We start from the raw sequence: 23792 nt of genomic DNA on the forward strand, positions 1-23792 counted from the left end.
CTGTGTGGAAGGAACGTCATGAGCTCAGCGCTTGAAACCCTTCGCCGCGACTTCGGCGGCGACATCATCGAACCGGGCGGAGCGGAGTACGAGTCGGCCAGTCGCTCGGTATTGGCTTCGGGTAGTCCGGCCTATGTTCTGCGGCCCAAGAGCGTCGGAGACGTGCAAGCAGGGGTCAGATTCGCTGCCGACGCAGGGCTTTCGCTGTCCGTGCGAGGCGGCGGCCATGCCTTTCCGGGCTTCGGCACCAACGACGACGGCGTCGTGATCGACCTCGGCAACCTCGCGAACGTGGAGATCATCGACAACGAACGTCACGTCGTGCGGATCGGCGGCGGCGCCACCTGGGGTCAGGTCGCGGCCGCCCTGGCCCCGCATGGCCTGGCGATCTCCTCAGGCGACACCAAGAGCGTGGGTGTCGGCGGGCTGACGTTGACCGGCGGCATCGGCTGGAAGGTCAGGAAGTACGGCCTGGCCCTGGACAACGTGGTCGCCGCAGAGGTGGTCACTGCCAACGGACAGGTCGTGCGGGCGAGCGCGGAGGAGAACCCGGAGCTGTTCTGGGCGATTCGCGGTGGCGGCGGCAATTTCGGGATCGTGACCGCCTTCGAGTTCGTGGCACACCGCACGACAGACGTCTACTACGGCAAGATCGCCTTCCCGGCATCGGAGGCGGCCGGCGTGCTCCAGGGTTGGGCGGACTACCTCCGCACCGCCCCCGAAGAGCTCACCTCCATCGCGAGCTTTGCCAATCCCTTCGCCGGCGGACCCGAAGCGCCGGTCGAGATCCAAGTCGCCTTTGACGGCGATGACCCGGAACTCGCAGCGCAGGCCATCGACCCGATCCGCCGGCTCGGCACGGTGATCGACGACGATGTCGCGCTGAAGCCCTATGCGGACACCCTCGTGGAGGGCGCGACCCCGCCGCCCGGCATCCGGCTTGTCACCCGAAGCGCATTTGCCGACAAGGAATCGGTGCCCGAGGTCCTTCAGATCCTTGCCGAGGTTGGGGCATCGGAGCGGTCGCCGTTCATCGCCGTTCGCAGCGTCGGCGGTGCGGTGTCCCGAGTCCCCGACGACGCCACCGCCTATGCGCATCGCCAGGCGGAGTTGATGTTCGTGACCACCACCGCGGGTCCGGAGCCGGTCGTCGAGGCCGCTCGTCCAGCTCTGGAAGCGATCTGGCGGAGACTCGCACCTCACGTCAACGGCGCCTACGCGAACTTCCTCGCTTCCGCCACCGAGGAGGATGTCGCCGCGATCTATCCCACGGAGACCTACAAGCGGCTCGCCGCGGTCAAGCGTCAGTACGACCCCGGCAATCTGTTCGCCGGCAACCACAACGTCCGGCCCCAGTAGGCCGTGCGGACAGGCAACGCCCCCCGGCCAGTTCTTGGACGCCCACGGACACGCCCCGCAGCCGCCGCTCGGCCCGACCCGACAGCAGGGCAACGGCCCCACCCCCGAGCGTGCGTACGCCTCGGCAGGGTGGGGAGCGCGGGCGTCGAGAAGAACAGTCGTGACAGGACAGAAAGGGAGTCGTCATGCAAGACGCGACCGGTGGCCGCCGTGCACTGGTGGTCGGGCTCGGGATCGCGGGGATCGCCACCGCGCTACGGCTACGGCAGGTCGGCTGGGAGCCGGTGCTGGTCGAGCGGGCCCCCGCGCGCCGCTCGGGGGGTTACTTCGTCATGCTGTTCGGCACCGGCATCGCGTCCGCTCGGCGCATGGGCGTCCTGGATGCCATCGGAGACCGCGGCAGCCCCCTGCTCACCTCCTACGAGGTGAACCGGGCCGGACGCCGTACCCCGGGGATGAACCCGGCGAATCTGCCCGGCAAACCCCGGCAACTGCTGCGCGGCGACGTGGAGCAGGGGCTGTTCTCCGCACTGCCGGACGATGTGGAGATCCGCTACTCCACCGTGCCCACCCGCATCACCCAGGACGACTCCGCCGCCGAGGTCACGCTGCACGACACCGCCTCAGGCACCGTCGTCACCGAGCGCTTCGATCTGGTGGTGGGCGCCGACGGGCTGCGCTCCACCGTACGCAGTCTGTCCTTCGGCCCGCAGGAGTACCTGCATCCGCTGAACTACATGATCGCCGTCACCCTGCTGGACGAGCCGATCGAGGGCTTCGGCCTGCACGAGGGCCTGATCCTGGCCGAGCCGGGACGCTCGGCATGGACCTTCCCCTTCCGCAACCACCCGCCGAGCCTGCTGTTCTCCTACCGCACCGGCGACATCGACGCCGAGTTCGCCCGCCCGCCGATCGAGTCGATCCGCGCCGCCTTCGGCCCGCAGCCCGCAGGGCCCCTGCTGGAGAGCTTGTTCACGCGGTTCGAGCAGGCCCCGGAGTTTCTGTTCGACTCCGTCCAGCAGGTCAGGATGCCGCGCTGGCATCGGGGCAGGGTCGTCCTGGTCGGCGACGCCGCCTGGTGCGTGACCTTGTACGCGGGCATGGGCGCCTCCAGCGGCATCGCCGGAGGCGAACTGCTGGGCACCATGCTGCAACGCCACCCCGGCGACCTGCCCGGCGCGCTGCGGGCGTGGGAGGCCCGGATGCGGCCGTTCATCCGCACCGAGCAGGACGCCGCACTGACCATGCGCAGGCTCTTCACGCCCCACGACCGCAAGGAACAGATCATGCGCACCGCGATGCTGCGCCTCATGCGCGCGCCGGTCATCGGGCAGGCCGTAGGCAAGATGGTGAACGGCGCCGACATGAAGAACAAACAGCTCGACGTCGCCGCCGTGTGATCACCGCGATCATTCTGTGGCAGGCTCCGGGGCGGCCGTGGCGGCGAGCGCCCCGGAGCCCGTGGTCATGTCATCCAGGCGTGATGAGCCCCCGCTGGTAGGCGCGGACGAGACGGCGTGGGACCAGCAGGTCCCGCCCGTTCACGGTGATCGGGACGAGGTCGGGGGTGGTCGCCTTCCACTGACTGCGGCGGTGCCTGGTGTTGCTGCGGGAGGTCCTGCGCTTGGGGACGGCCACGGCTACCAGCTCGCTTTCGTGACGCCCGGAAGCTCGCCCCGGTGAGCCATCTCGCGGAAGCGAACGCGGGAGAGTCCGAACTTTGTCAGGTGGCCGCGGGGGCGGCCGTCGACGGAGTCACGGTTGCGGATGCGCGTGGGGCTGGCGTCGCGCGGCTGACGGCGGAGTTCCCGCACGGCTCGTTCCCGCTGCTCCGGACTGCCCGTACGGATCAGCTCCTTGAGCTCGGCCCGTCGTGCGGCGTAGCGGAGGACCACGTTCTTCCGCCGTTCGTTGGCCGCGATCTTGCTTGTCTTGGCCATCAGACCTTCTCTCCTCGGGCGCGGATCTGGGCGATGGCCTTCTCGATGCCGATCCTGTCGATGGTTTTGATCGCTCGGGCACTGAGCGTCAGCCGGACGAAACGGCCCTCGCCCGGCACCCAGTAGCGGCGGTGCTGGATGTTGGGATTCCACTGCCGCCGGGTGCGCCGGTGGGAGTGGGAGACGTGGTTGCCGAAGATCGGCTTGGCGCCGGTGAGCTGGCAGTGGGCGGACATCAGCGTTCCTCCCGGAACGGCACGTGCTGACGGATGATCGGGTCGTACTTGCGGAGCGTGAGCCTGTCAGGGTCGTTGCGCCGGTTCTTCCTGGTCGCGTAGGTGTATCCGGTCCCGGCGGTGGAGCGGAGCTTGATCAAGGGACGGACCTCATTTCGGGCCAAAGTGGATCCTTTCCAGTCGCAGAACTGTGCCATGATAACGACAACGGTTTTCATTTCTGCAACAGGAGGCCTCGTGTCCACCCCCGTCGTCCTCGTCGCGGGCCTGCACGCCTCGGCCCGCACGGCCGCCGTCGACCGGCTGTTGGCGGAGCACCCCGGATCGGTCGCGGTCCACCACGACCTGCGCTCGGTCACGCTCGATCGCGTTCGCCGAGTGGTTCGCGACAGCTCGGGGACGCTCGACGTCGCCGACGTGCTGCTCGCGCACGGCTGTGTCACCTGCACCGTCCGAGAGGACCTGCTCCCTCAACTGGTACGGCTGGCGGCCACCGCCTCGCTGCTGGTCGTGGACCTGTGGGACTCGGTCGAGCCCCGCTCGGTGGCCGAGGCGATCGACTGCGAGGAAGCCCACGACGACCTGCGACTGACGTCCGTGCTCACCGCGCTCGACGCCGCGTACCTGCCCGTCGACATCACCCGCGGCGACCGCCTGGCCGAGATCGGCAAGCCCGCGGCGAGCGGCGACCGGCGCTACCTGGCCGAGGTCCTGGCCCGCCAGCTCGAGTACGCCACCGGTCTGGTCCTGCACGGTGGCGACGAGGAGGACACCGACCTCTCCCGGACGGTGCTCGCCCACCTCGCTCCCGTCACGCCGGTTCACCGGGTCACCGGGCTGCCCCACCCGTCCGGCCCCACGCTGTGCACCGCGGAACTCGCCGAACGCGTGGACCCCGCCACCGCCCAGCTCCCGTGCGACGCCCAGACCGACGAGATCACCACGGTCGTGTGGCACCACACGCGCCCGCTGCATCCCGCCCGCCTGTTCGAGGCCGTGGACGAGCTGGTCACCCAGTCGGTCCGCTCCCGCGGTCGATTCTGGCTGGCCAACAGGCACGAGCGGATGCTCGCCTGGGACGCGGTCGCGGGCGTCGTCTCGGTGGAGGACGCCGGCCCCTGGCTCATCGCGCTCCCCGAGGCCGCCTGGGACATGATCTCCCCCGCCCGCCGCACGGCCGCCACCCTGGACTGGAACCCGGTCCGCGGTGACCGCGTCCAGCACCTGGTCTTCACCGGCCCCGACCTCGACCGCGAGCGCATCCACACACTGCTCGACTCCTGCCTGCTCACCCCCCAGGAAGAACAGGCCGGCCCCGACGCCTGGGCCGGCTACGACGACCCGTTCGCCCCCATCCTCAGCCTGAAGGAGGCCGCGTGAAACCGCGCCGCGCCCCACGCAAGAAGATCAACCCGTTGCGGGACGTCGACTACGTCGACTACAAGGACACAGACCTGCTTCGCAGGTTCATCTCCGATCGCGGGAAGATCCGCAGCCGCCGCGTCACCGGCGTCACCGTCCAGCAGCAGCGCCAACTGGCCCGCGCCATCAAGAACGCCCGCGAGATGGCCCTGCTCCCCTACGCCTCCCGGCCCCACGCATGACAGGCGCCCCGCCCCTACCGAAAGGACGTAGCGCCATGAACACCGTTGGCGCTGGTTGAGCAGCGTCTCCGCGGGGTCTTTCGGACCGCACACGATGACCGGGAAGATTCATGTCGCCCGACTCCTGGAACCGGGTCACGGTGACCAACTTGGCCATCAGGTCAGCGACGTGGGCGCGGAATGTCCGCACCGACACGATGGAACCCCACGAGGTCTGGGAGAACGCGACCCACCTACGCGACCTCACCGCCGAACTGGACACGATCGGAGTGCAGCGCCACTGGCCCGTCCCCACCGGCTACTGAGGAGGACCGACCATAGCCCTCGAGGGGGACATCACGTGGTCACGTGAGGCTCACTCGCCGTCTCGCCGTAGTCGCGACCGCAGCCAGACGGTGAGTCGTGTGTCGGGGTCGTTGAGGTCGAGACCGCGGGCGGCCAGGCGGCGGATGCGGTAGCGGATCGTGTTGGGATGGACGCCGAGCCGCTCCGCGGCGGCCCGCACGTCGCCGTTGCACTCGATCCAGGCCGGCACCGAGTCGGGCAGCGGATCGCCCTCGTGCAGGAGGAGTCCCGGGTGGTCCTCCAGGACGGCCCGCAGTTCGGCGAGCGTGGCGGCGGCGCGCACGTCGTCGATGCCGGCGACGACGCCGCCCCGGGTGACGGTGATTCCCGGGAGTGGTGCCGTACCCGATGACCTGAGGACCGACAGCACCAGGTTGGCGTGGTGCAGGGAGCGGGGCAGTTCGTCCGGGGTGGCGCGGCCGCCGACGGCGGCGGCGAGCCGGCGGCGAGGGCCGAGCTGGCGGGTGAGGTCGACGGCGAACTCCCGAGCGCCCGCGGCGGGCATCAGGCAGTAGACGACGCCGTCGCGCAGCAGGCAGGCGGCCGAACGGCGGAAGGCGTCGAGGTAGGTGGCGACCCGGTCGAGCAGTTGTTCGCCGCGATGAGGCTCGGCTGTCGTGGCGGACGGCCGGCCGGAGGCGTGGGTTCCGGCGGCGGGGGGCGGGGCGTCGGTGGGGTGGAGTGTGGCGGCGTCGAGGTCGGCCACGGCCACGACGGCCAGGCCCGAGTCCACGGCGAGGCCGAGCCGATGACAGGCGGCGCGGGGGTCGCGCCCCTCCAGCGCCTGGGAGACGAGCGCGCCGTGCCGCTCCCGGTCGGCGCGGCGGGTGGTACGCAGGTGCAGCACGTGCGCCCCTGCCAGCCGGGCGAACTCCTCGATGAGGACGATCCGGTCGGCGGGCAACTGTTCGCGCCCCTCCAGCACCCAGAGCATGCCGAGCGGCTCGGGCCCGGCCCTGATGCCCGCGCCGATGCGCCAGATCTCGTGCCCCACCTCGTCGTACGGCGGGCCGGTCATGAACCGCAGCGCCCGCTCACCGGTCAGCAGCAGGTAGCGAGTCTCGCGGGGGGCGTTGGTGACCGGCACCGCCCGGCTGAGGATGACGTCGCGCTGCAGCGCGTCGTTGGTCTGCCCCGGCACCGCGGAGTAGGCGAGCAGTCGCCACTGCGTGTCGACGATGCCGACCGGCCGGTCGAGGGTCTCGGCGACGGCGTTGACGAAGGCGTTCAGGTCGCCCGCCGGAGTACCGCCGAGGTCGGGACCTGACTCGGCGAACGTGAGGCCACCCAGCAGCGCCTCCTCCACCACGGTGTGCACGTGACTCCAGGTCATCGCGCCCGGCAGGGCCAGAAGCGCCACCCCGGCCGCGGCGGCCGCCGGCGCCAGCGGTTGGAGCGCCCCCGGCTCGTCACGCAGGATGGCCGCCGCGGCGCCCTTGAGCCCGCGCAGCGCCTCCTCGACGCCGGGCGAGCCGGCGGTCAGGCCGACCAGCAGCACCACCGAACCGGGCGGCGGCGTGCCGTCGCGCAGCGGATCGTGGATCGACGGCCCGGCGACGGGCACACCCAGGCCGCGCGGCGCGATCACTACGGAGACCAGCCGCTCGCCGATGTGCTCGATGACCTCCGCCAGGGTGGGCTCCAGGTACTCCATCCTTGCAGTATCGGATAAGAACGCCTGCGCACCCTTATCCGATCGGCCAACGAATCCGCCTGGTGTTTGCTCCAGGGTTACGCCATGAACACCACCTGGGGCACCGCCCGGCTCCTGCGCGACGAACACGGCACGCCGCTGATCGAGGGCGACACCGAGCCGGCCGCCTATTTCGCGCTCGGCTACGCGCAGGCGCAGGATGACCTGCCCGGCCTTCTCAGGCAGTATCTGCTGGTCCGCGGCGAACTGGGTGACCCGGTCAGGGACGCCAACCAGCGACGCTGGCAGGTCCTGGAGGAGGCCAGGCGCGGCTTCGGAGAGCTGCCACCGCAAGCGCGCAGCCGCTACGAGGCCTTCGTCGCGGGCATCGCCGCCTACCAGGAGGAACACCCCGAACAGGTGCCCGGCTGGGCGCCTGAGCTAGAGCCGGCGCTGCCGATCGGCGTCAACCGCACGATCATGCTCTTCTGGATCATCACTGACGGGGTGGAGGCGCTGAAGGCCGAGGGGATCGACCCCGACGGCCCGGCCTCCGAGAAGGACCTGGCGCTCGCGCCGATGGGCTCCAACGCCTGGGTGCTGCGGCCGTGGCGGACCGCGACCGGCGAGACGGTCGTGGTCAGCGACCCGCATCTGCCGTTCGGCGGCGCGTTCGCGATGCACGAGGCGGTGCTCAAGGCGGGCGAGCTGCACTACAGCGGCTTCACCTTCCTGGGCGCGCTGACGCCGCCCCTGGCCCACAACCGGAGCCTGGCGTGGGGGCTGACCACGGGCGGTCCCCGGGTGTCGGACGCCTACCGGATCGCCGTGGACGGTGACTCCTATCTGTTCGACGGCGAGCGCAGGGCGGTGCTGCGACACGACGGGCACGAGTACGTCGTGCACAACGGGGTCGTGGCACCGGTCCTGGCCAGGGACGAGCAGGCGATCTATGTGGTCTGCACGCCGTACATGGGGCTGGCCGCGCAGTGCGAGCTGCAGATGATGGCCATGGTGCGGGCCCGCTCGGTCGGCGAGTTGCGCGAGGCGCTGGCGGCCTGTGCCTTCCCTCCGCAGAACGTGCTGGCCGGTGACGCGGCGGGCGACTGCCTCTACATCCGGAGCGGGCGGGTGCCGGTGCGGCCGTTCGCCGAGCGGGGGGTGCTGGACGGCAACACCTCGGCCACGGCCTGGCAGGGGATCATGGACGTCGACGAGCTGGTCCAGGCGGGCAACCCCGAGTGCGGCTATCTCCAGAACTGCAACACCGCCCCCGACACCGTGGCGCCCGACCCGCGGCTGGCGGCCGGCAACTGGCATCCTGACGCCTTCAACGACGTACCGGGCCGTACCACGAGCCGGGGCAGACGCGCCGACGAACTGCTGCCCGCCGCCTTCGCGGCCGAGGCCGAGCAGGTGATCGGGTGGGCACTGGACGACCGCTGGCCGGACACCGGCCAATGGCAGGCCAGGCTGCTTCAGGCCGCCCAGCGGCAGCCGTCCAGGGTGCGCGCGTGGCCGCCGGAGCACCGGGCGCTGCTCCACCTTCTGCTGCACTTCGACGGCCACACCGGGCCCGGCTCCACCGACGCGACGGCGTGGCTGGCCTGGCGCACGGCGGTCGGCGTGGACGCCACCGACGTGGCCGCCTGGACGCGACCCGGTGACGACCGGCTGCTGGAGGCGGTGGAGCGCAGCGGCCCCGCGGCCGAGCCGTACGGGGAGGCGCACCGACTGGCCGCCGAGGTACCGGGCAGGGCCGGAGGTCTGGGCCTGGACGTACCGCTGCGGGCGACCTACTACGCGGGCGGCCTCGCCTTCGCGGGGGGCCCGTGCCTGCGCGTGGTAGCCCTGGGCGAGGCGGGCATGCGCTCGTGGAGTGTCGCGATGCCCGCCCAGGCCGGGCTCTACAGCCGTGGCGAGGTCAAACCGATCACCTTCGAGCTGCCGTGAGGCTCTATCCGGTCTACGCGATCGGCATGCTGGCGATCACCGACGCCTTCGTCAACCAGGCGCTCAGCGTGCTCGCCCCCGACATCACCGGCTCGCTGCGCGTCTCCACCGCGGCGCTCAGCTCCCTGCTGGCGATCCAGTTGCTGGCCGTGGGAGCCGGTCCCTTCCTGATGGCCGCGCTGGTCAGGGGCCGGCCCATCCGGGCGGGTGTCTCGATCGCCACCGGCCTGCTGTGGAGCGCGGCGACCTTCGCGATGGCCTTCGCCCAGGACCTGTGGACGCTCGGCGTCCTGCTGTTGCTCAGCGGCCTGGCCAACGGCAGCCAGATCGCGTTGCACTCGCCGCTGCTGGCCGACCTGTACGCGCCGGCCGTACGTGGCAGAGTCCTGGCCTTGTACGGCGCCGCCATGCCGGCCGGGGCGATCCTCAGCCCGCTGACGGTCTCGCTGCTGTCGGGCGGGTTCGGCCTGGATTGGCGGGCCGTCTACACGGTGCTCGGGCTGTTGTCGCTGGCCGGCGTGCTGTCGGCGCTGCGGCTTCGCGACCCGGGCATCGGCCGGTTCGATCCGCCCGCCGCCACCGGCGGCGGCCTGCTGCGCTCGCGCACGCTGCGGCGCGTCTTCGCCACCTTCGTGGCCTACGGCATGCTGCTGGTGCCCACGGCGACGTTCCTGTCCACGCACCTCAAGGAACGCTGGGGCCTGGCGGCGGACGTGCGCGGACTGTTCACCGCCTTCTGCTCGGCCCTGGCGATCGTGCTGCTGGCCACGCTCGGCCGCAGGCTGGACGGGCTCCTGCGCTCGGGCGGGCTGCCGAGGACGGTCGCGTGGACACTGGCCGGCTCCGCGCTGGCCTTCGCCGCCGGAGCGGTGGCGCCGGCCATGCCGCTGACGCTGGCCGCGTTCCTGGTGGGGCTGGTGCTGACCCCGCTGATCGTGCCCATGATCACCCTGATCATGGTCGCCGTGACCGACGCCGCCCGGCGCAGCCTCACCGCCAGCCTGTTCGGCATCGGCCTGGCCGTCGGCGGCCTGGCCGGGGCCGCGCTGCTCGACACCGTCGACCGGTTGTACGGCACGGCCGGCGCGGTGGCCGCGATCGCACTGCCCGGACTGGTCGCCGGGCTCATCGTGGCCAGTACACGCCATACCATCCAGAACGATCTCGTTCCCGTCCGGCAGGAGAGCCTCGATGTCTAGCGTCTTCGGCGAGTCCGCCTTCACCCGCCTGCCGGACGGCCGGCGCCTGCACCACGTCACCCGCGGCTCCGGTGGGCCGGTCGTGGTCCTGGAGGCCGGGCTGGGGGCCACACGCACCGAATGGGGCCTGGTGCTGCCGGGACTGGCCGAGCGCACCCGGGTCGTGGCCTATGACCGGGCCGGGATGGGCCGCAGCGACCGTGACCCCGGCCGCCGGCACCTGCAGCGCATGGTCGAGGACCTGGGCCACCTGCTCGACCACCTGGGCGAGGAGCGGTACGTGCTGGCCGGGCACAGCCTGGGCGGCCCGATCATCCGGGCCTACGCCGCCGAGCGTCCGGAGAGGGTGGCCGCGCTCGTCCTCATCGACCAGGCCGCCGAGGAGATGGCGCACTACTACAAGCCGGGCACCCGGATCCTGGGCGCTGGGCTGTACCGGGGACTGGCGGCGTTGTCGAGCGTCGGCGTCAAGTACGTCCCGGCCGAGATCCGGCGGCTCATGGCGTTGTTCCCGCCGCAGATGGCGGCCGAGGCCCTGGCCGAAATGACCAGGCCGGCGGAGATGCGCGCGGCCGCCGCGGAGATGAGCGCGCTCGCCGAGGGCTTCGCCCGGCTGCGGGACTCGGGCAGGCCACTGCCACCGGTGCCGGTGACCGCCATCAGCGGAGCGCTGGCCTCTTCCAAGATGGAGCGGCGCCTGCGGCTAGAGCTCGTCGACTGCCATCGGCGGTTGGCGGAGGCACTGCCGTACGGCAGGCATGTGACGGCGAAGCGCTCCGGCCACATGATCCCCCAGGACGAGCCGGAGCTGGTGGTGGAGGAGATCCTCCGGCTCGCGGGCTGAGGATCCTGCGATGCCGCGGTGAACACCCCTGTCTCGGGCACTGGTCGGCGACGGGGCTGCGGATGGTGTCAGCATTCGAGACTGGCAGAGATGAGCGTGAGCACCTTGATCATCGCCTGATCAGCTTTCTACATCTGTAGTGACGATCTGGTAATCTACGTTCGTAGAGCGCTGGTCGAAGGCGGATGGGAGACGGTGGTGACGGAGAGCTTGACACGACGGCAGCAGATTGCGGATGCGGCGATCGAGACGCTGGCAGCCGCAGGTCTGCGGGGGCTCACCCATCGGGCTGTCGATCGGGCGGCGGGTCTGGCGGAGGGCTCTTGCTCCGCCTACTTCCGGACTCGGCAGGCGCTGCTTCAAGCCACTCTCGACCGGCTCGTCGAACTCGACACCGCGGATGTCATCGCACTGCCCGAGATGAGCGGTGACAGCCCCGAGGAGAGGGCCGCTGAGGCTGCGATGCTCGCCATCGAGCATTGGACGACCAAGGGGCGGGTCCGGATGCTCGCCCGTCACGAACTCTGCCTGGAGGCGACCCGCCAGCCTGAGTTGCGCGCGGCTCTGCAGACGGCGGCTGAGGTCGTCCGACAGCCGATTGTCGACCTGCTGGCGGCGGCTGGCATCCGGGAGCCGGCCAAGCGCGCACACCTGTTCGTTGCCTGCACCGAGGGCATCATCTTGGAGCACCTGACCGGCCCCGCCGGGCTCGACCTCGACCCGTCCGAGCTGCACGCCGCACTCCGGGGCCTGATGAGCGCCTTCTCCACCTGATCCTTTGCCCGGCATCGCCGGCGAACACCAGCCGCCACGGGCGCGTCACGACCTGGCGGTCGTCGGCTCTTTGAGAAGAGAAGCACTATGGAACCCGTGCTGATCGCCGGAGCAGGCACCGGCGGCCTCACCCTCGCGGCCGGACTCGCCGGCCGGGGCATCCCGGCGGTCGTCCTGGAGCAGGCCGACCAACTCGCGCCCGTCGGGCGGGGCTGACCGTCCAACCGAACGCGGTGCTCGCGGCTGGCCGCCCCCTTTGAGTTGAGGCAGCCGATGCACCGCTGTCCGGCCGCGTGCCGCTGCAGCCGACTGCTGACGTCAGCGACCGTCCGCCGATCATCCAGTGGGGCCGCGCCCGCTGCCACGCTGCTCGGGGGCGCGGCGGACCCGATGACGCCCAACCCGTCCTCGTGCGGCAGATGCGCTCCTCCTGGCAGCTTCCTGACCCCGCCAGCTGACCCCGGCCGACCAATCGACCCGCGGCGATGGCCGGCCACCAGGCAGCGCGCGGTTCGGCTACTTTCCGGCGGTGTGCGCATCGGCACGCGTGCCACCACCCCGCCCGAGCGGGTGATGAGCTGTCTTTTAGGAGAGGCATCGGCGCTCCAGGGAGCTGTCGCTTGTGTTGGCCCTGACGTAGCGCGGCTGCCAGAGGGTGCGGTACAGGAGGCGGTCGGTCGGCGGGAGATGGGTCAGGACGGAGTCGCGGATGGTGTCGGGCGCGCCGTCGAGAAGCCACGGGTAGAAGTAGCCGGCTCCTTTGAGGCCGGTGAGGCGGCGGCGCTCCCAGTAGAGCTCGACGCGCTCGGTGCTGGTGAGCAGGCCCGCGGCCCCCTCGGCGAGGCGGGTCTCGTGCCGGTGGTGGCGCGCGAGGGCGACCACAAGGTTCGAGAACGCCGCCCATACCCGATCCGGGGCAAGGGGGAATTCCAGGGTGGTGTCAATGGCGCCGATCAGCGCGGCCAGTGTCTGGCGCTCCTCGGCGAGGAGTTCGAGCAAGGCCAGGTCGGTACGGGCGGCTTTGGTGCTCAGGACCGGCCATAGGTAGGTCTGGTCAGTGCGCTGGTGGACGAGCAGGAAGTATTTGAACCAGGCCCATCGGGCCCGCGTTTGCGCGTCACCGCCGCCCGGCCGGGCGGCGGCGGGGGCCAGCAGGGCCAGGTCGCGTTCGAAGGCCTCGTGCAGCGCGGCTCGCATGCGGGCCTCGTCGGACGTGGTGACGGTGGGCATGGTCAGTGTCCTTTCACGAGCTGGCAGCCGGGGAAGGTGCGCGCTTCGCTGAAGCCGCCTGGTTCGACTCCATACCGGGCCTGCTGTCGTGGCTGGTGGATAGCTGGAGGCGGAGGCGCCGGGTGCTGTGGCCCGGGGGGCGGGACGCTTTCATCACGATCCTTTCCGTCGTGGCGAGGCTGCTTTCGACACCGCCGCCACTTGGTGAGCGACCGAACCGCTGGAGCCGGTTGACCAGAGCCGGTCAGCCGGAGCGTCCGGTCAGGCCATGGAAGGTCAGGGCTGACCCGCGAGTGGCACTCACCTGCTGACCCTCCGGCCGGGAATGCCTCGCATCACCGCGATGCACCCCCCGGGACCGGACATCTACTTTTGTAGAGAGCCGGTCAATTGGCTATTCTACTTTTGTAGAAGGCTGGTCAGGACGGAGGGGCGAGACTGTGACGGAGAGCTCAACACGACGCCGACAGCTCACGGACGCAGCGATCGAGACGCTGGCCGTCGCGGGTCTGCGCGGGCTCACCCACCGGGCCGTCGACCAGGCCGCGGGCGTACCGGAGGGCTCCTGCTCGTACTACTTCCGGACCCGCCAGGCACTGCTGCAAGCGGCCCTCGACCGGCTCCTCGAAGCCGACACCGCCGACATCGTTGCGCCGCCCGAGATGAGCGGCGACGGCGGCGCGGAGACGATCGCCGAGACCGCGGCCGTGATCGTCCAGCATTGGACGACCACGGCCCGCAGCCGAACGGTGGCCCGCCACGAGCTCGCCCTGGAGGCCACCCGCCGGCCTGAGCTAGGCGTGGTCTTGCAGATCGGGGCCGCGCACGTCCGCCGGTCGATCGTCGACCTGCTAGCGGCAGCCGGCATCCCCGAGCCCGACAAGCACGCCCCCTTGATCGTCGCCTTCATCGACGGCTTCATCTTGGAACGCCTGACCGGCCCGGGCGAGCTCGATCTCGATCCCATCGAGCTGCGCACCACACTCCTGCGCCTGATGAGCGCCCTTTCCACCTGACTCCCCCGGCCGTCGCCAACAAGCACACCGCTGCCGACGGGCGACGCCCGAGACCTACGTCATCACCTGAAGGAGCAACGCCCCCATGGATTCCTCACTCATCGGATCTTCGCTGGCCACAAGGAGGACATCGTGCACATCCTGATCGTGGGTGGCGGCTATGTGGGCATGTATACGGCGCTGCGGTTGAACCGGCTGCTGCGCAGCGGCGAGGCCACTGTGACCGTTGTGGAGCCACGGGGTTACATGACCTACCAGCCGTTTCTCGCCGAGGCTGCGGGCGGGACGATCGAACCTCGGCATGTCGTGGCCTCGCTGCATCGTGTGCTTGCCGGGGTGCGGGTGCTCAACGGCCGCATCACCGGGATCGACCACACCGCCCGGCGCGCCGAGTTCCGGCCGGTGCAGGGCCCGAACCAGACGCTGACCTACGACATCCTGGTGATGGCCGCAGGCTCGATCACCCGCACGCTGCCGATTCCCGGCCTGGCCGACAACGCGATCGGCTTCAAGACGCTGGCCGAGGCCGTGCGTCTGCGCAACCAGGTCCTGGCCCAGCTCGCCGTGGCAGTCTCGACCGATGATGAGGCCGTGCGGCGACGGGCGCTCACCTTCGTGGTCGTGGGCGGCGGGTTCGCCGGCGTCGAAGCGCTGGCCGAGGCCAAGGCGCTGGCCGAGGACGCGATCCGCTACCACCAGGGCATCGAGGCAGGCGACATGCGCTGGGTGCTGGTCGAGGCGACGGGGCGGATCCTGCCCGAACTCGACGAGGACATGGGCCGCTGGACCGCCCAGGCCCTGGCCAAGCGCGGCGTCGAGGTCCGGCTGCACGCGCGGCTCACCTCGGCCGTGGACCGGCACATCGTGCTGAGTGACGGCACCGCCTTCGACGCCGGAACCCTGGTCTGGGCGGCCGGCGGGCGAGCGAACCCGCTCGCCCGCGAGAGCGGCCTACCCACCGACGAGGCCGGCCGGATCACGGCGACCGCGTTCCTGACCGTGGACGGCATGCCAGACGCGTTCGCCGCGGGCGACGGCGCGGCCGTGCCCGACCTGACCCGGCCCGGACAACTGTGCGCGCCCAACGCCCAGCACGCCGTGCGCCAGTCCAAGGTGCTGGCCCGCAACATCGTGCACCGGCTGCGCGACAAGCCGCTCAAGGAGTACAAGCACGCCTACCTCGGCTCTGTCGCGGGGCTCGGCCACCACCAGGGAGTTGCCCAGGTGTACGGCATCAAGTTGCGCGGCTTCCTCGGCTGGCTGGTCCACCGCGTCTACCACCTGGCTTGTGTACCCAGTCTCAGCCACAAGGCCCGGGTCCTCGCCGACTGGTCCCTCGCCCTCTTCTTCCGCCGCGAGGTCATCCAGCTCGGCGCCCTCGAACAACCCGACCAGGACTTCCGCGACGCGGCCAAAGCCGCTTAGCGACTGATCGGTCATAGGTGCCGGCCGGAGAGAAAGCCATCTGAGTTCTGATCTCTCCCCTCGGCCGTCGCCTTCAGTGAGCCGACATCAGACCCGTCAAGCCGTCGTCACCACCTGAAAGAGAACCACCCCAATGGAATTCCTTACCCATCTGGATCACCCCGCAGAAGCGGCAGACCGATGACCGACCACCCCTCGAGCACAGCACTGCGGGACGAACATGGGCCCGGGCGCATGCCCTGCCGCAAGCCCACCCTCGACGCCACCGACGGACCGAGGGTCGTCTTCGGTCCCGGCTTCTGGGAGCGCGGCGAGGGCGAGGTCAGCGACCAAAGGGGAGCGTCATGAACACGGTCAACGTCCCCAAGGCGATCGGCGGCATCGGCGGCTGGCTGGACGACCGTCTGGGGGCGGCGAACTTCGTCCGGCGCAACATGCGCAAGGTCTTCCCCGACCACTGGTCGTTCATGCTCGGCGAGATCGCGCTCTACTCGTTCGTCATCCTGCTACTCACCGGCACCTTTCTGACGTTCTGGTTCAAGCCCAGTATGGGGCACGTCATCTACGAGGGCCCGTACGGGCCGCTTCGGGGCGTCCTGATGTCCGAGGCGTACGCGTCGTCGCTGGAGATCAGCTTCGAGGTGCGCGGCGGTTTGCTCCTCCGGCAGATCCACCACTGGGCGGCGCTGCTGTTCCTCGCCAGCATGATGGTGCACATGCTCCGCGTGTTCTTCACCGGCGCCTACCGCAAGCCGCGCGAGCTGAACTGGATCATCGGCATCCTGCTGCTGACGCTGGGACTGGCTGAGGGCGTCACCGGCTACATCCTGCCCGACGACCTGTTGTCCGGCGCGGGCCTGCGGATCAGCCAGGGGGTGGCGATCTCGCTGCCGCTGGTCGGGACGTACATCCAGTTCTTCCTGTTCGGCGGCGAGTATCCCGGCGAGGATGTCATCTCCCGGTTCTACTCGCTGCACATCCTGCTCATCCCGGGCATCCTGCTGGCGTTGATCTCGGCGCACATGGTGCTCATGTGGGTGCAAAAGCACACCCAGATGCCGGGCAAGGGCAGCACCAACGACAGAGCCAGGGGTGTGCCGTTCTATCCGTCCTTCATGGCCAAGGCGGGCGTGTACTTCCTGTTCGCCCTCGCGGTCCTGGTAGGTCTTGGCACCTTCGCGCAGATTAACCCGATCTGGTTGTCCGGTCCCTTCAACCCGGTCGACATCTCAGCGGGCTCCCAGCCCGACTGGTACATGGGCATCCTGGACGGCGCCCTGCGGGTCATGCCGGCCTGGGAGATCAACGCCTTCGGCCACACACTGCCGCTGAGCGTGATCATCCCGGCCCTGGTGCCCCTCGGCGTCATCATGACGGGCCTGGCGCTCTACCCATTCATCGAACGCTGGATCACCGGCGACAAGCTCGAGCACCACATCGCCGACCGTCCGCGCAACAACCCGGTCCGCACCTCGATCGGCATGGCGGGCATCACGTTCTACGGCGTGCTGTGGCTCATAGGGGCGAACGACGAGATCTCGGCCAACTTCCACCTTTCACTGTTCGCGACCACGTGGTTCGGCCGGATTGGGATCTTCGTCCTGCCGCTGGTCGCGTACCTCGTCACCTACCGGATGTGCCTGGGCCTGCAGCGCAAGGACGCCGAGATCATCGCCCACGGCGTGGAGTCCGGCGTGATCAAGCGCCTGCCCCACGGCGAATTCATCGAGGTCCACGTGCCCGCGGACGAGGACATCGAGGCTCACATCCGCGGCAAGGAGGCGATCCCGATGATCGACGCCGCCGAGACCTACGGGGTGCCGCCCAGCGGTCGACGCGGCCTGCTGGGCCGCCTGCGCACCCGGATGAGCCGCGCGTACGGCGGGGAGAAGATCCCGCTGGACGCCGGCCACGACACCGGACACGGCGAGGGGCATAGCAAGAGGCACGGCCACGGTGACGAGCCAGCGGCCGTAGGCCCGGCCTCGGACGAGGACACGTCGCTGACCCGCTGAGCACCGATGACAGCGCACCGGCCCGGACACGGATTCCGCGTCCGGGCCGGTGGCTTTCGCGCGCTCTCAGGGAAGCCGGCTCAGGTCGCAGTCGAGGTAGTGCCTTCGCGCGCACGCCGTAGGCCGACCTTGGGGAACATCGGTACAGCGGTTCTCGGTGAGAACGACCACGGTCCGGTTGTCGCCGCTGGGAGGGCGGGTGACAGCGGTAGGGCTAGCCATACCCGAACAATTCGGGCATACAGGATCGATCGTGACATACCTCCGCCGACATGCTGGGCAGCGTCACGTTTCGTCATCAAGCAGGGAGTCCCTTGGTGCGTCTTTTCACCGCTATGTCCCCAGCGTGCACCCGCCTCCTGGCCCTGGCCACCGTAGGAGCCGTAGCCGCCGGCACCCTCGGTCTGGGTACGGCTGCCGCCAGCGCCGCCACGCGGACCGGTCCCGACGATGTCGTACAGACAAGCCTGAACAAGCTGGTTCGCACCGGCGATTTCCCCGGTGTCGTGGCCGCGGTGCAGGGACGCGACGGGCGGGTGCGCGACTACACCGCCGGGGTGGCGGACCTGGGGACGCGGGCCAAGGTGCCCGTCAACGGGACGGTACGCATCGGCAGCCACACCAAGACGTTCGCCGCCGCGGTCGTCCTGCAACTGGCCGGTGAGGGCAAGCTCGACCTGGATGCGCGAATCGAGAAGTACCTGCCCGGCGTGGTCCGTGGCAACGGCAACGACGGCCGCGGGATCACGTCCCGCCAACTACTGCAGCACACCTCCGGACTGCCGGAGTACACGGACTTCTCGACGCTGTTCGACATCCGGCACACCTATTTCGAGCCACGGGACCTGATCGACAAAGCCCTTGGGCAGAAGCCGCAGTTCGCCCCCGGCAAGGCCTGGACATACAACAACACGGGATATGTACTCCTCGGCCTGATCGTGCAGAAGGTCACGGGCCGGCCCATGGGAGATGAGGTCACCAACCGGATCATCAAGCCGCTCGGCCTGCGGGACACTTACTGGCCCCGCGTCGGCGAGCAGACCATCCGCGGCACCCACCCGAACGGCTACCACGCCAACAAGAGCGGAGAACTAGTGAAATTCACCCGGATGGACCCCTCCTGGGGGTGGACGTCCGGCAACCTCATCAGCACCCCACGCGACGTCACCCGTTTCCTGGGCGCGCTGCTGGGCGGCAAGCTCCTCAAGCCGGCCCAACTGAAGGAGATGAAGCGGACGATCGAGGCTCCAGCGCTCCCACCCGGTTGGGAGTACGGGCTCGGCCTGATGAAGATCAAACTGAGTTGCGGTGGTTACGCATGGGGCCACGGCGGCGACATCCCCGGTTACGAGACCCGCAACGGCATCACCGAGGACGGCCGGTCAGCCACGCTTACCGTGACCGCACTACCGACCTCGGACGCTGCCGCCCAGCGCGTCGACAGCACCCTCGACACCCTGCTTTGCGCCCAGAGTTAAGCCTTTTGCCGGGCCTTCTCCTCCTCGGTGGCGGCCTCCTCCAGGGCGGTGACGACGTCCTGGCCGAGGTGCAGCCCGGCGGCGTCGTGGTGGTCCCGGGCGGTGGTGGAGTCCACACTGACGAGGGACACGTCCACCTCGCCACGTCTCGCGATCAGGCCCTCAAGCAGGGCTTCGAATCCCATCAATCATGACGTGACGGCGCTCGCCGTGCCTTTCGGATATTCGTTGGATCCGTGGACACGGGATTGGCGCCCACGATGTTCTGGAATTCACGAACAAGTGGCCTGTCGTCGCCGACGCGGGTGGCTAGCTGGACGGTGCTGCGCGCGTTCGTGTCAGCGAGTTCAGCGATCACAGTGCCTTCGGGCAATGGATGTGTTGCGCCCCGTGGGGCAATGGTGACGCCGATCCCAGCGGCGACGAGGTGGAGGATGGTGTTCCATTCCGATCCCTCGAAGATGATCTGAGGTTCGAGGAACGCCTCGCGGAAGGGCTGGAGATTCCGTGCGTGGGCGTGGGGTCCGGCGTTCGGTGGGTACAGCACGAGCGGCCATGAAACCAGTTGCGCGGCGGTGACTGTGCCGCTCGTCGCCAACGGATGCGTCGACGGCATCACGGCCAGGAACTCTTCGTCCAAGAGCGGGGTCAGGGTGATCCCATCCCGTTCGCCGGCGTCTCGAACGATTCCGACGTCGGCGGTGCCACGCTCCAATCGGTCCAGTGTGGTGCTGGTGAACCCTTCATGGAGCCGCACCTGCACCTCCGGTCGATCCTGGGTGAAGGTGCGCAGCACCGAGCTCAACGCGCTGGCGGCTGAGGAGATGAAGGCGACGTCGAGCCGCCCGGCCTCGCCTCGCGCGACGCGCGCAGCCTCGGTCACGTCCGCGGACAGTCGGGCAAGGAGGTCGCGGGCGCGCGGCAGGAACGCCTCGCCCGCGGCGGTGAGGCGCACGGATCGGGACGTGCGTTCGAAGAGCATCGCGCCGATCAGTCTCTCAAGCTGGCGGATCTGCTGTGAGAGCGCCGGCTGAGCGATCCGCAGACGTTGTGCGGCACGACCGAAGTGGAGCTCGTCGGCGACGGCAACGAAGTAGCGCAGATGCCGGAACTCGATCGGGCTATCCATAGTCTCAGTTTATCGATTTCCGCCATTACAGGTATTGGAGTTATTGATGCTTGCGCTCCACACTTGAACCATGCCTCCCTTGATCAGCGCAGAACTCCGCATCGATTCTCTGGCGTCTGAAGCCGATGCCGAGGCGTTCCGACAGATCAACGAGGAGTGGATCAGCCGACTCTTCACTCTCACCGACGACGATCGCACGTTGCTGAAGGATCCCTTCGGGCAGATCGTCGCCCCAGGCGGCGATGTTCTCGTGGCCCGCATCGGGGGCGGAGTGGTTGTGGGATGCGTCGCGCTCGTCCCCTACCCGAACGAGGTCGTCGAACTGGCCAAAATGGGGGTGACCCCGCAGGAACAAGGGCAGGGCATCGGGCGAAAGCTCGTTGCGGCAGCGGTGACCCGGGCATGCGAGCTGGGCGTCCGGCGCGTCTTCCTCGGCACCAACTCACGGCTCGCTCCGGCGATCCACCTGTACGAGGGTGCCGGATTCACCCGCATCACCCGCGAGCAACTGCCCGTGGCGGACTACTACGCGCGTGCCGACATCCTGATGGAACTGCCCCTCCAGTGATTCTGCTGACAACTCTCGGTCAGCAGCCCGCCGGCGTTGCCGTGCGAGTGCCGGACATTCGTCCGTGCCGAACGCTCCGCGCTGACTGCGGCTGGGCAACTGCAACCCGGGTTGACTTTGGAGATCATCGACTCGGCGAAGCGAACCGCCGATGACGACGGTCAGGCGGGCGGGTTACCCCACGAAGCCTTCTTGACCAACTCGCTTGACATGCGGATCCGGCCATGCGGCCGGACAGCAGGCCATCCACCTACCTCACCATGAGTTACTCCAAGCGTTCACTCAGGTTGACCCCATAGCTTGACCAGATGTCTATCAACCTGGCCGCCCGGGAAGGCGGCGGGCTGCAGGCCGTGGTCCAGACGCAGGTGCCCCCGCCGGCCCGCCGACACGCATGGCTGGACGCCCTACGCGGGGTGGCCGTGCTCGCCGTGCTCTTCGAACACTTGCTGGATCCCCTCTTTCCCGAGGTTCGCGCGAACATCAGCCCCTGGTTCGACTTCGGCCAATACGGCGTCATGGTGTTCTTCCTCGTCAGCGGCTACGTGGTGCCGGCCTCGCTCGAACGGCGCGGCAGCGTGGCCGGTTTCTGGATCAGCCGCCTGTTCCGCCTCTACCCCCTGTGGATCGTCGCGGCGATCATCGGCACCGTGTTCGGTCTCGTTCAGGTGTACTCGGCCCTGCCCGACCAATTGAGCGACCACCCGGTCGCGTCCGGCATCGCTCACCTGACGATGCTCCAAGATTTCCTTCAGGTGGTCAGTGTCGTCAACGTGTTCTGGACGCTGTCCTACGAGATGGTGTTCTACCTGCTGGTGACCGCGATCTTCGTCTTCAGGCACCGCGCGGGCAGCACCGGCACGTTCACCTTCGCGATGGCAGGCGTGTTCGTGGGCGGTGTGCTTCCGGCCGGCGCCCTGTCACGCGGTCTCGGCGGTGACCTCGTCGTACTGATCGCGACCGTCGTGCTGATGTCGGGACTCGCCGCGATCCTCGGTGGCGGTCATCGCGTACGGCTGTGCGGTGCGGCCGCCGTGGCCGTCCTGGCCGTCGTACTGCTCGGGGTCAACAGCCGGATCGGCGCCTGGCAGAGCCTGGCCATCGTGTCCACCATGTTCGCCGGGACGGCGCTCTATCGACTGGACCAGGGGCAGCTCCGTCGGGGGGTGACGAGATGGGTGATCGGACTGGTGCCCGTCGTGTCCATCGCCGCCGCGATCTGGTTCGGCCCCGGCTGGGGCATGTCCGACGAGCAGGCGCTGGCGTTCAGGTGGAGTTGGTCCGCCGCCGTGGCGGCGGCCTGGCTGACCTTCGTGATCGGCCGCCTGCTGCGGTCATCCGCCCTGCCTCGCTTCCTCGTACGCCTCGGGCTGATCAGCTACTCCGTCTATCTGCTGCACCCCCTCGCGGTGGAGGTCCTGCGACGGTTGATCCCGGATGCCACCCAGGTCCCCCTCCCTGAGCGGATCGCATGGTCCGTGGTGCTGCTGACCGTGGTGGTCGCCTGCGCCGCCCTGAGCTACCGGTTCATCGAGCAACCGGCTCAGGAACTCGGCCGCCGCCTGGCTCGCTCGGCCACTCGAAACCGACGCGAGACCACCGTCTGACCCGAATCGTTCCGGCTACGTGGCCAGGCCCGGCGGCCGGCCGCGCATCGCGACCTCGGCGCCGGGCGCCGTAGCGCCTGCCCAAGCTCGCTACTGCCGCGGCCATCATGCGGGAGCTCGCCGTACACCAGCGCGACGAGCTGACCGGCTGGGCCAAACTGTGCTCGATGAAGTCCACGCGCATGGGGAGTTGACCGTTCGTGAGAAGAGTGGTGAATCCTTTCGCGCGGTGCGGGCCTCTTATGTGGTGATGGCCGCTGAGAGGAGATGTGGATGGGTGACGTGGTGATGCCGGCCGTACGGCAGACGCTCCGCAGGGCCTCGTTCGAACGGAAAGGGCATGGACATGGCTGACGGGTCCTGGGCGAGCAGGCAGCTCATCGAGGCCGCGCAGGCCGGTGATCCTGAATCGCTCACGGCGGTGATCTATGGGGCCCATTCTCACGTGCGGCGCTTCGCGGAGCGCCTCTGCACCTCCCCTCAGGATGCCGAGGACGCCGCGCAGGAAGCGCTGATCATCCTCTATCGAAAGATCGGGTCGCTGCGCGCCACTGGGGCCCTGGCGTCGTGGATGTTCAGAATCGTCCGCAACGAGTGCCTACGCCGCGCTCGACTGCTGTTCGACCGCTATGACGACGACGGCGGCGGCCTGGTGACCTCAGCCGAGGACGAGGCCATCCGCCATCTGGAAGCCGCGTTCGTCGCGCAGGCGATCGAGAAGTTGCCAGATGTTCAGCGCAGAGTATTGATCATGCGTGATGTGCTGGGCTACCCCGGCCGGAGCGTCGCGCAGACGCTCGGCTTGAGCAACGCCGCGATGAAGTCCCAACTCCACCGGGCCCGTAACGCAGTCCGGCTCAGCCTGCGCGGCCCACAGGACGCTGGAACCGCTGACGCCTGACCCGACTCAACGGCATCTCCGCAACCCAACCTCGAAAGGGAAGTTTCGCCATGCTTGACACTGGATCACCCGCGCCCGACATCGTGTTCGAGGACACCGAGGGCCGGACCGTCCGCCTGTCCGACTACCAGGGCAAACAGGCTGTGCTGGTCTATTTCATGCGGTCGACGTCGTGCCCGGTCTGTAACAAGCACGTCCAAGAGCTCATCCGGAGCCGCAACGAGTTCGAGGCCGACAGCGTCCAGGTGCTTGTCGCGGTGCCTGAGGGCCGCCAAGAAGCGGCCGCGTGGAAGGCCAGGCGTCAGGTCCCGTTCCCCGTCCTCCACGGCCGGAGCAGCGCCCCGCACACGATGATCGGCCTGGAGCGAAAGGTCTTCGGGTCGATGCAGCAGTCGGGCAGCATCCTCATCGATTCCCAGGGCGTCGTCCGCCACGCCCACGGTGCCACCATGCCCACCGGCAGCTACGACAGGAAGGGGATCGCCGCCGCCGTCCAGGGCCTCCGCACTCACGGATGATCCGCTGCGCGGGCGCGG

The 23792-nt window shown here is 69.3% G+C and carries 26 protein-coding genes; 18 read left to right on the top strand and 8 right to left on the bottom strand.

Annotated features, from left to right (window positions below):
* Window positions 1-18 precede the first annotated feature (18 nt).
* Window positions 19-1359: an FAD-binding oxidoreductase gene (locus ABT294_RS03250; protein WP_350803171.1), complete on the top strand. Its 1341-nt coding sequence runs from the start codon at window positions 19-21 to the stop codon at window positions 1357-1359.
* A gap of 185 nt (window positions 1360-1544) precedes the next feature.
* Window positions 1545-2759: an FAD-dependent monooxygenase gene (locus tag ABT294_RS03255; RefSeq protein ID WP_350803172.1), complete on the top strand. Its 1215-nt coding sequence runs from the start codon at window positions 1545-1547 to the stop codon at window positions 2757-2759.
* A 70-nt stretch (window positions 2760-2829) separates the two neighbouring features.
* On the opposite strand, the gene rpmF is transcribed toward ABT294_RS03255, so the two are convergent.
* Genes rpmF through rpmG form a run of 4 tightly spaced genes read right to left on the bottom strand, consistent with a single transcriptional unit; the run spans window position 2830 to window position 3699 of the window.
* Window positions 2830-2997, bottom strand: a complete 168-nt coding sequence (gene rpmF / locus ABT294_RS03260) for a 50S ribosomal protein L32 (protein ID WP_350803173.1) — start codon at window positions 2995-2997, stop codon at window positions 2830-2832.
* 2 nt (window positions 2998-2999) lie between these two features.
* Complete coding sequence (gene rpsN / locus ABT294_RS03265; protein WP_350803174.1) at window positions 3000-3299, bottom strand: 30S ribosomal protein S14; 300 nt, start codon at window positions 3297-3299, stop codon at window positions 3000-3002.
* Window positions 3299-3535 (bottom strand): 50S ribosomal protein L28, encoded by a 237-nt coding sequence (gene rpmB, locus ABT294_RS03270; RefSeq protein ID WP_350803175.1) that lies wholly within the window; start codon window positions 3533-3535, stop codon window positions 3299-3301. Before rpmB ends, rpsN begins: the two co-directional genes overlap by 1 nt.
* On the bottom strand, window positions 3535-3699 hold the full coding sequence (gene rpmG / locus ABT294_RS03275) for a 50S ribosomal protein L33 (protein ID WP_350803177.1): 165 nt from the start codon (window positions 3697-3699) through the stop codon (window positions 3535-3537). Before rpmG ends, rpmB begins: the two co-directional genes overlap by 1 nt.
* Window positions 3700-3772: 73 nt before the next feature.
* Here rpmG and ABT294_RS03280 point away from each other — a divergent pair, with 73 nt between their 5' ends.
* The 3 genes from ABT294_RS03280 to ABT294_RS03290 all read left to right on the top strand — a co-directional run bounded on the left by ABT294_RS03280 (window position 3773) and on the right by ABT294_RS03290 (window position 5444).
* Window positions 3773-4915: a CobW family GTP-binding protein gene (locus ABT294_RS03280; RefSeq protein WP_350803178.1), complete on the top strand. Its 1143-nt coding sequence runs from the start codon at window positions 3773-3775 to the stop codon at window positions 4913-4915.
* The gene (rpsR, locus tag ABT294_RS03285; protein ID WP_350803179.1) at window positions 4912-5139 is read left to right on the top strand and encodes a 30S ribosomal protein S18; all 228 of its coding nucleotides are present in this window, start codon (window positions 4912-4914) and stop codon (window positions 5137-5139) included. The genes ABT294_RS03280 and rpsR overlap by 4 nt, the downstream gene beginning before the upstream one ends.
* A 110-nt stretch (window positions 5140-5249) precedes the next feature.
* The gene (locus tag ABT294_RS03290) at window positions 5250-5444 is read left to right on the top strand and encodes a hypothetical protein (protein ID WP_350803181.1); all 195 of its coding nucleotides are present in this window, start codon (window positions 5250-5252) and stop codon (window positions 5442-5444) included.
* A gap of 50 nt (window positions 5445-5494) precedes the next feature.
* Here ABT294_RS03290 and ABT294_RS03295 read toward each other — a convergent pair whose 3' ends face one another.
* On the bottom strand, window positions 5495-7138 hold the full coding sequence (locus ABT294_RS03295) for a PucR family transcriptional regulator (RefSeq protein ID WP_350803182.1): 1644 nt from the start codon (window positions 7136-7138) through the stop codon (window positions 5495-5497).
* 84 nt (window positions 7139-7222) lie between these two features.
* Here ABT294_RS03295 and ABT294_RS03300 point away from each other — a divergent pair, with 84 nt between their 5' ends.
* The 5 genes from ABT294_RS03300 to ABT294_RS03320 all read left to right on the top strand — a co-directional run bounded on the left by ABT294_RS03300 (window position 7223) and on the right by ABT294_RS03320 (window position 12103).
* Window positions 7223-9070 carry a penicillin acylase family protein gene (locus tag ABT294_RS03300; RefSeq protein ID WP_350803183.1) on the top strand — a complete coding sequence of 616 codons (1848 nt, stop codon included), beginning with the start codon at window positions 7223-7225 and terminating at the stop codon, window positions 9068-9070.
* On the top strand, window positions 9067-10269 hold the full coding sequence (locus ABT294_RS03305) for an MFS transporter (protein WP_350803185.1): 1203 nt from the start codon (window positions 9067-9069) through the stop codon (window positions 10267-10269). Before ABT294_RS03300 ends, ABT294_RS03305 begins: the two co-directional genes overlap by 4 nt.
* On the top strand, window positions 10262-11113 hold the full coding sequence (locus tag ABT294_RS03310) for an alpha/beta fold hydrolase (RefSeq protein WP_350803186.1): 852 nt from the start codon (window positions 10262-10264) through the stop codon (window positions 11111-11113). Before ABT294_RS03305 ends, ABT294_RS03310 begins: the two co-directional genes overlap by 8 nt.
* Before the next feature lie 210 nt (window positions 11114-11323).
* Window positions 11324-11887: a TetR/AcrR family transcriptional regulator gene (locus ABT294_RS03315; RefSeq protein WP_350803187.1), complete on the top strand. Its 564-nt coding sequence runs from the start codon at window positions 11324-11326 to the stop codon at window positions 11885-11887.
* A gap of 87 nt (window positions 11888-11974) precedes the next feature.
* Entirely contained in the window at window positions 11975-12103 is a 129-nt protein-coding gene (locus ABT294_RS03320; protein WP_350803188.1) for an FAD-dependent monooxygenase, read from the top strand.
* Between the two features lie 369 nt (window positions 12104-12472).
* On the opposite strand, the gene ABT294_RS03325 is transcribed toward ABT294_RS03320, so the two are convergent.
* Window positions 12473-13117 (bottom strand): hypothetical protein, encoded by a 645-nt coding sequence (locus tag ABT294_RS03325; RefSeq protein ID WP_350803189.1) that lies wholly within the window; start codon window positions 13115-13117, stop codon window positions 12473-12475.
* Window positions 13118-13557: 440 nt separating this feature from the next.
* Between ABT294_RS03325 and ABT294_RS03330 the strand changes: the two genes are divergently transcribed.
* From ABT294_RS03330 to ABT294_RS03345, 4 genes are all read left to right on the top strand, one after another.
* Window positions 13558-14133: a TetR/AcrR family transcriptional regulator gene (locus tag ABT294_RS03330; protein WP_350803190.1), complete on the top strand. Its 576-nt coding sequence runs from the start codon at window positions 13558-13560 to the stop codon at window positions 14131-14133.
* A gap of 132 nt (window positions 14134-14265) precedes the next feature.
* The gene (locus ABT294_RS03335) at window positions 14266-15558 is read left to right on the top strand and encodes an NAD(P)/FAD-dependent oxidoreductase (protein ID WP_350803191.1); all 1293 of its coding nucleotides are present in this window, start codon (window positions 14266-14268) and stop codon (window positions 15556-15558) included.
* Between the two features lie 344 nt (window positions 15559-15902).
* A complete protein-coding gene (qcrB, locus tag ABT294_RS03340) occupies window positions 15903-17573 on the top strand; it encodes a cytochrome bc1 complex cytochrome b subunit (protein ID WP_350803192.1) in 1671 nt (556 codons plus the stop codon).
* 272 nt (window positions 17574-17845) lie between these two features.
* The gene (locus tag ABT294_RS03345; RefSeq protein WP_350803193.1) at window positions 17846-19051 is read left to right on the top strand and encodes a serine hydrolase domain-containing protein; all 1206 of its coding nucleotides are present in this window, start codon (window positions 17846-17848) and stop codon (window positions 19049-19051) included.
* Here ABT294_RS03345 and ABT294_RS03350 read toward each other — a convergent pair.
* Entirely contained in the window at window positions 19048-19236 is a 189-nt protein-coding gene (locus ABT294_RS03350; protein WP_350803344.1) for a hypothetical protein, read from the bottom strand. The two genes, ABT294_RS03345 and ABT294_RS03350, sit on opposite strands and share 4 nt — an antisense overlap.
* A complete protein-coding gene (locus tag ABT294_RS03355) occupies window positions 19236-20180 on the bottom strand; it encodes a LysR family transcriptional regulator (protein ID WP_350803194.1) in 945 nt (314 codons plus the stop codon). Before ABT294_RS03355 ends, ABT294_RS03350 begins: the two co-directional genes overlap by 1 nt.
* A gap of 70 nt (window positions 20181-20250) precedes the next feature.
* Between ABT294_RS03355 and ABT294_RS03360 the strand changes: the two genes are divergently transcribed.
* The 4 genes from ABT294_RS03360 (at window position 20251) to ABT294_RS03375 (ending at window position 23774) form a co-directional block, all read left to right on the top strand.
* Window positions 20251-20748: a GNAT family N-acetyltransferase gene (locus tag ABT294_RS03360; RefSeq protein ID WP_502911944.1), complete on the top strand. Its 498-nt coding sequence runs from the start codon at window positions 20251-20253 to the stop codon at window positions 20746-20748.
* Window positions 20749-21056: 308 nt separating this feature from the next.
* Entirely contained in the window at window positions 21057-22355 is a 1299-nt protein-coding gene (locus ABT294_RS03365; RefSeq protein ID WP_350803197.1) for an acyltransferase family protein, read from the top strand.
* Window positions 22356-22695: 340 nt separating this feature from the next.
* Complete coding sequence (locus tag ABT294_RS03370) at window positions 22696-23256, top strand: RNA polymerase sigma factor (protein WP_350803199.1); 561 nt, start codon at window positions 22696-22698, stop codon at window positions 23254-23256.
* 50 nt (window positions 23257-23306) lie between these two features.
* Window positions 23307-23774, top strand: coding sequence for a peroxiredoxin family protein (locus ABT294_RS03375; protein ID WP_350803200.1), 468 nt, complete (start codon window positions 23307-23309; stop codon window positions 23772-23774).
* Window positions 23775-23792: the final 18 nt, after the last annotated feature.

It is taken from the genome of Nonomuraea sp. NPDC000554 (genome assembly GCF_040300065.1).
Lineage (GTDB): Bacteria > Actinomycetota > Actinomycetes > Streptosporangiales > Streptosporangiaceae > Nonomuraea.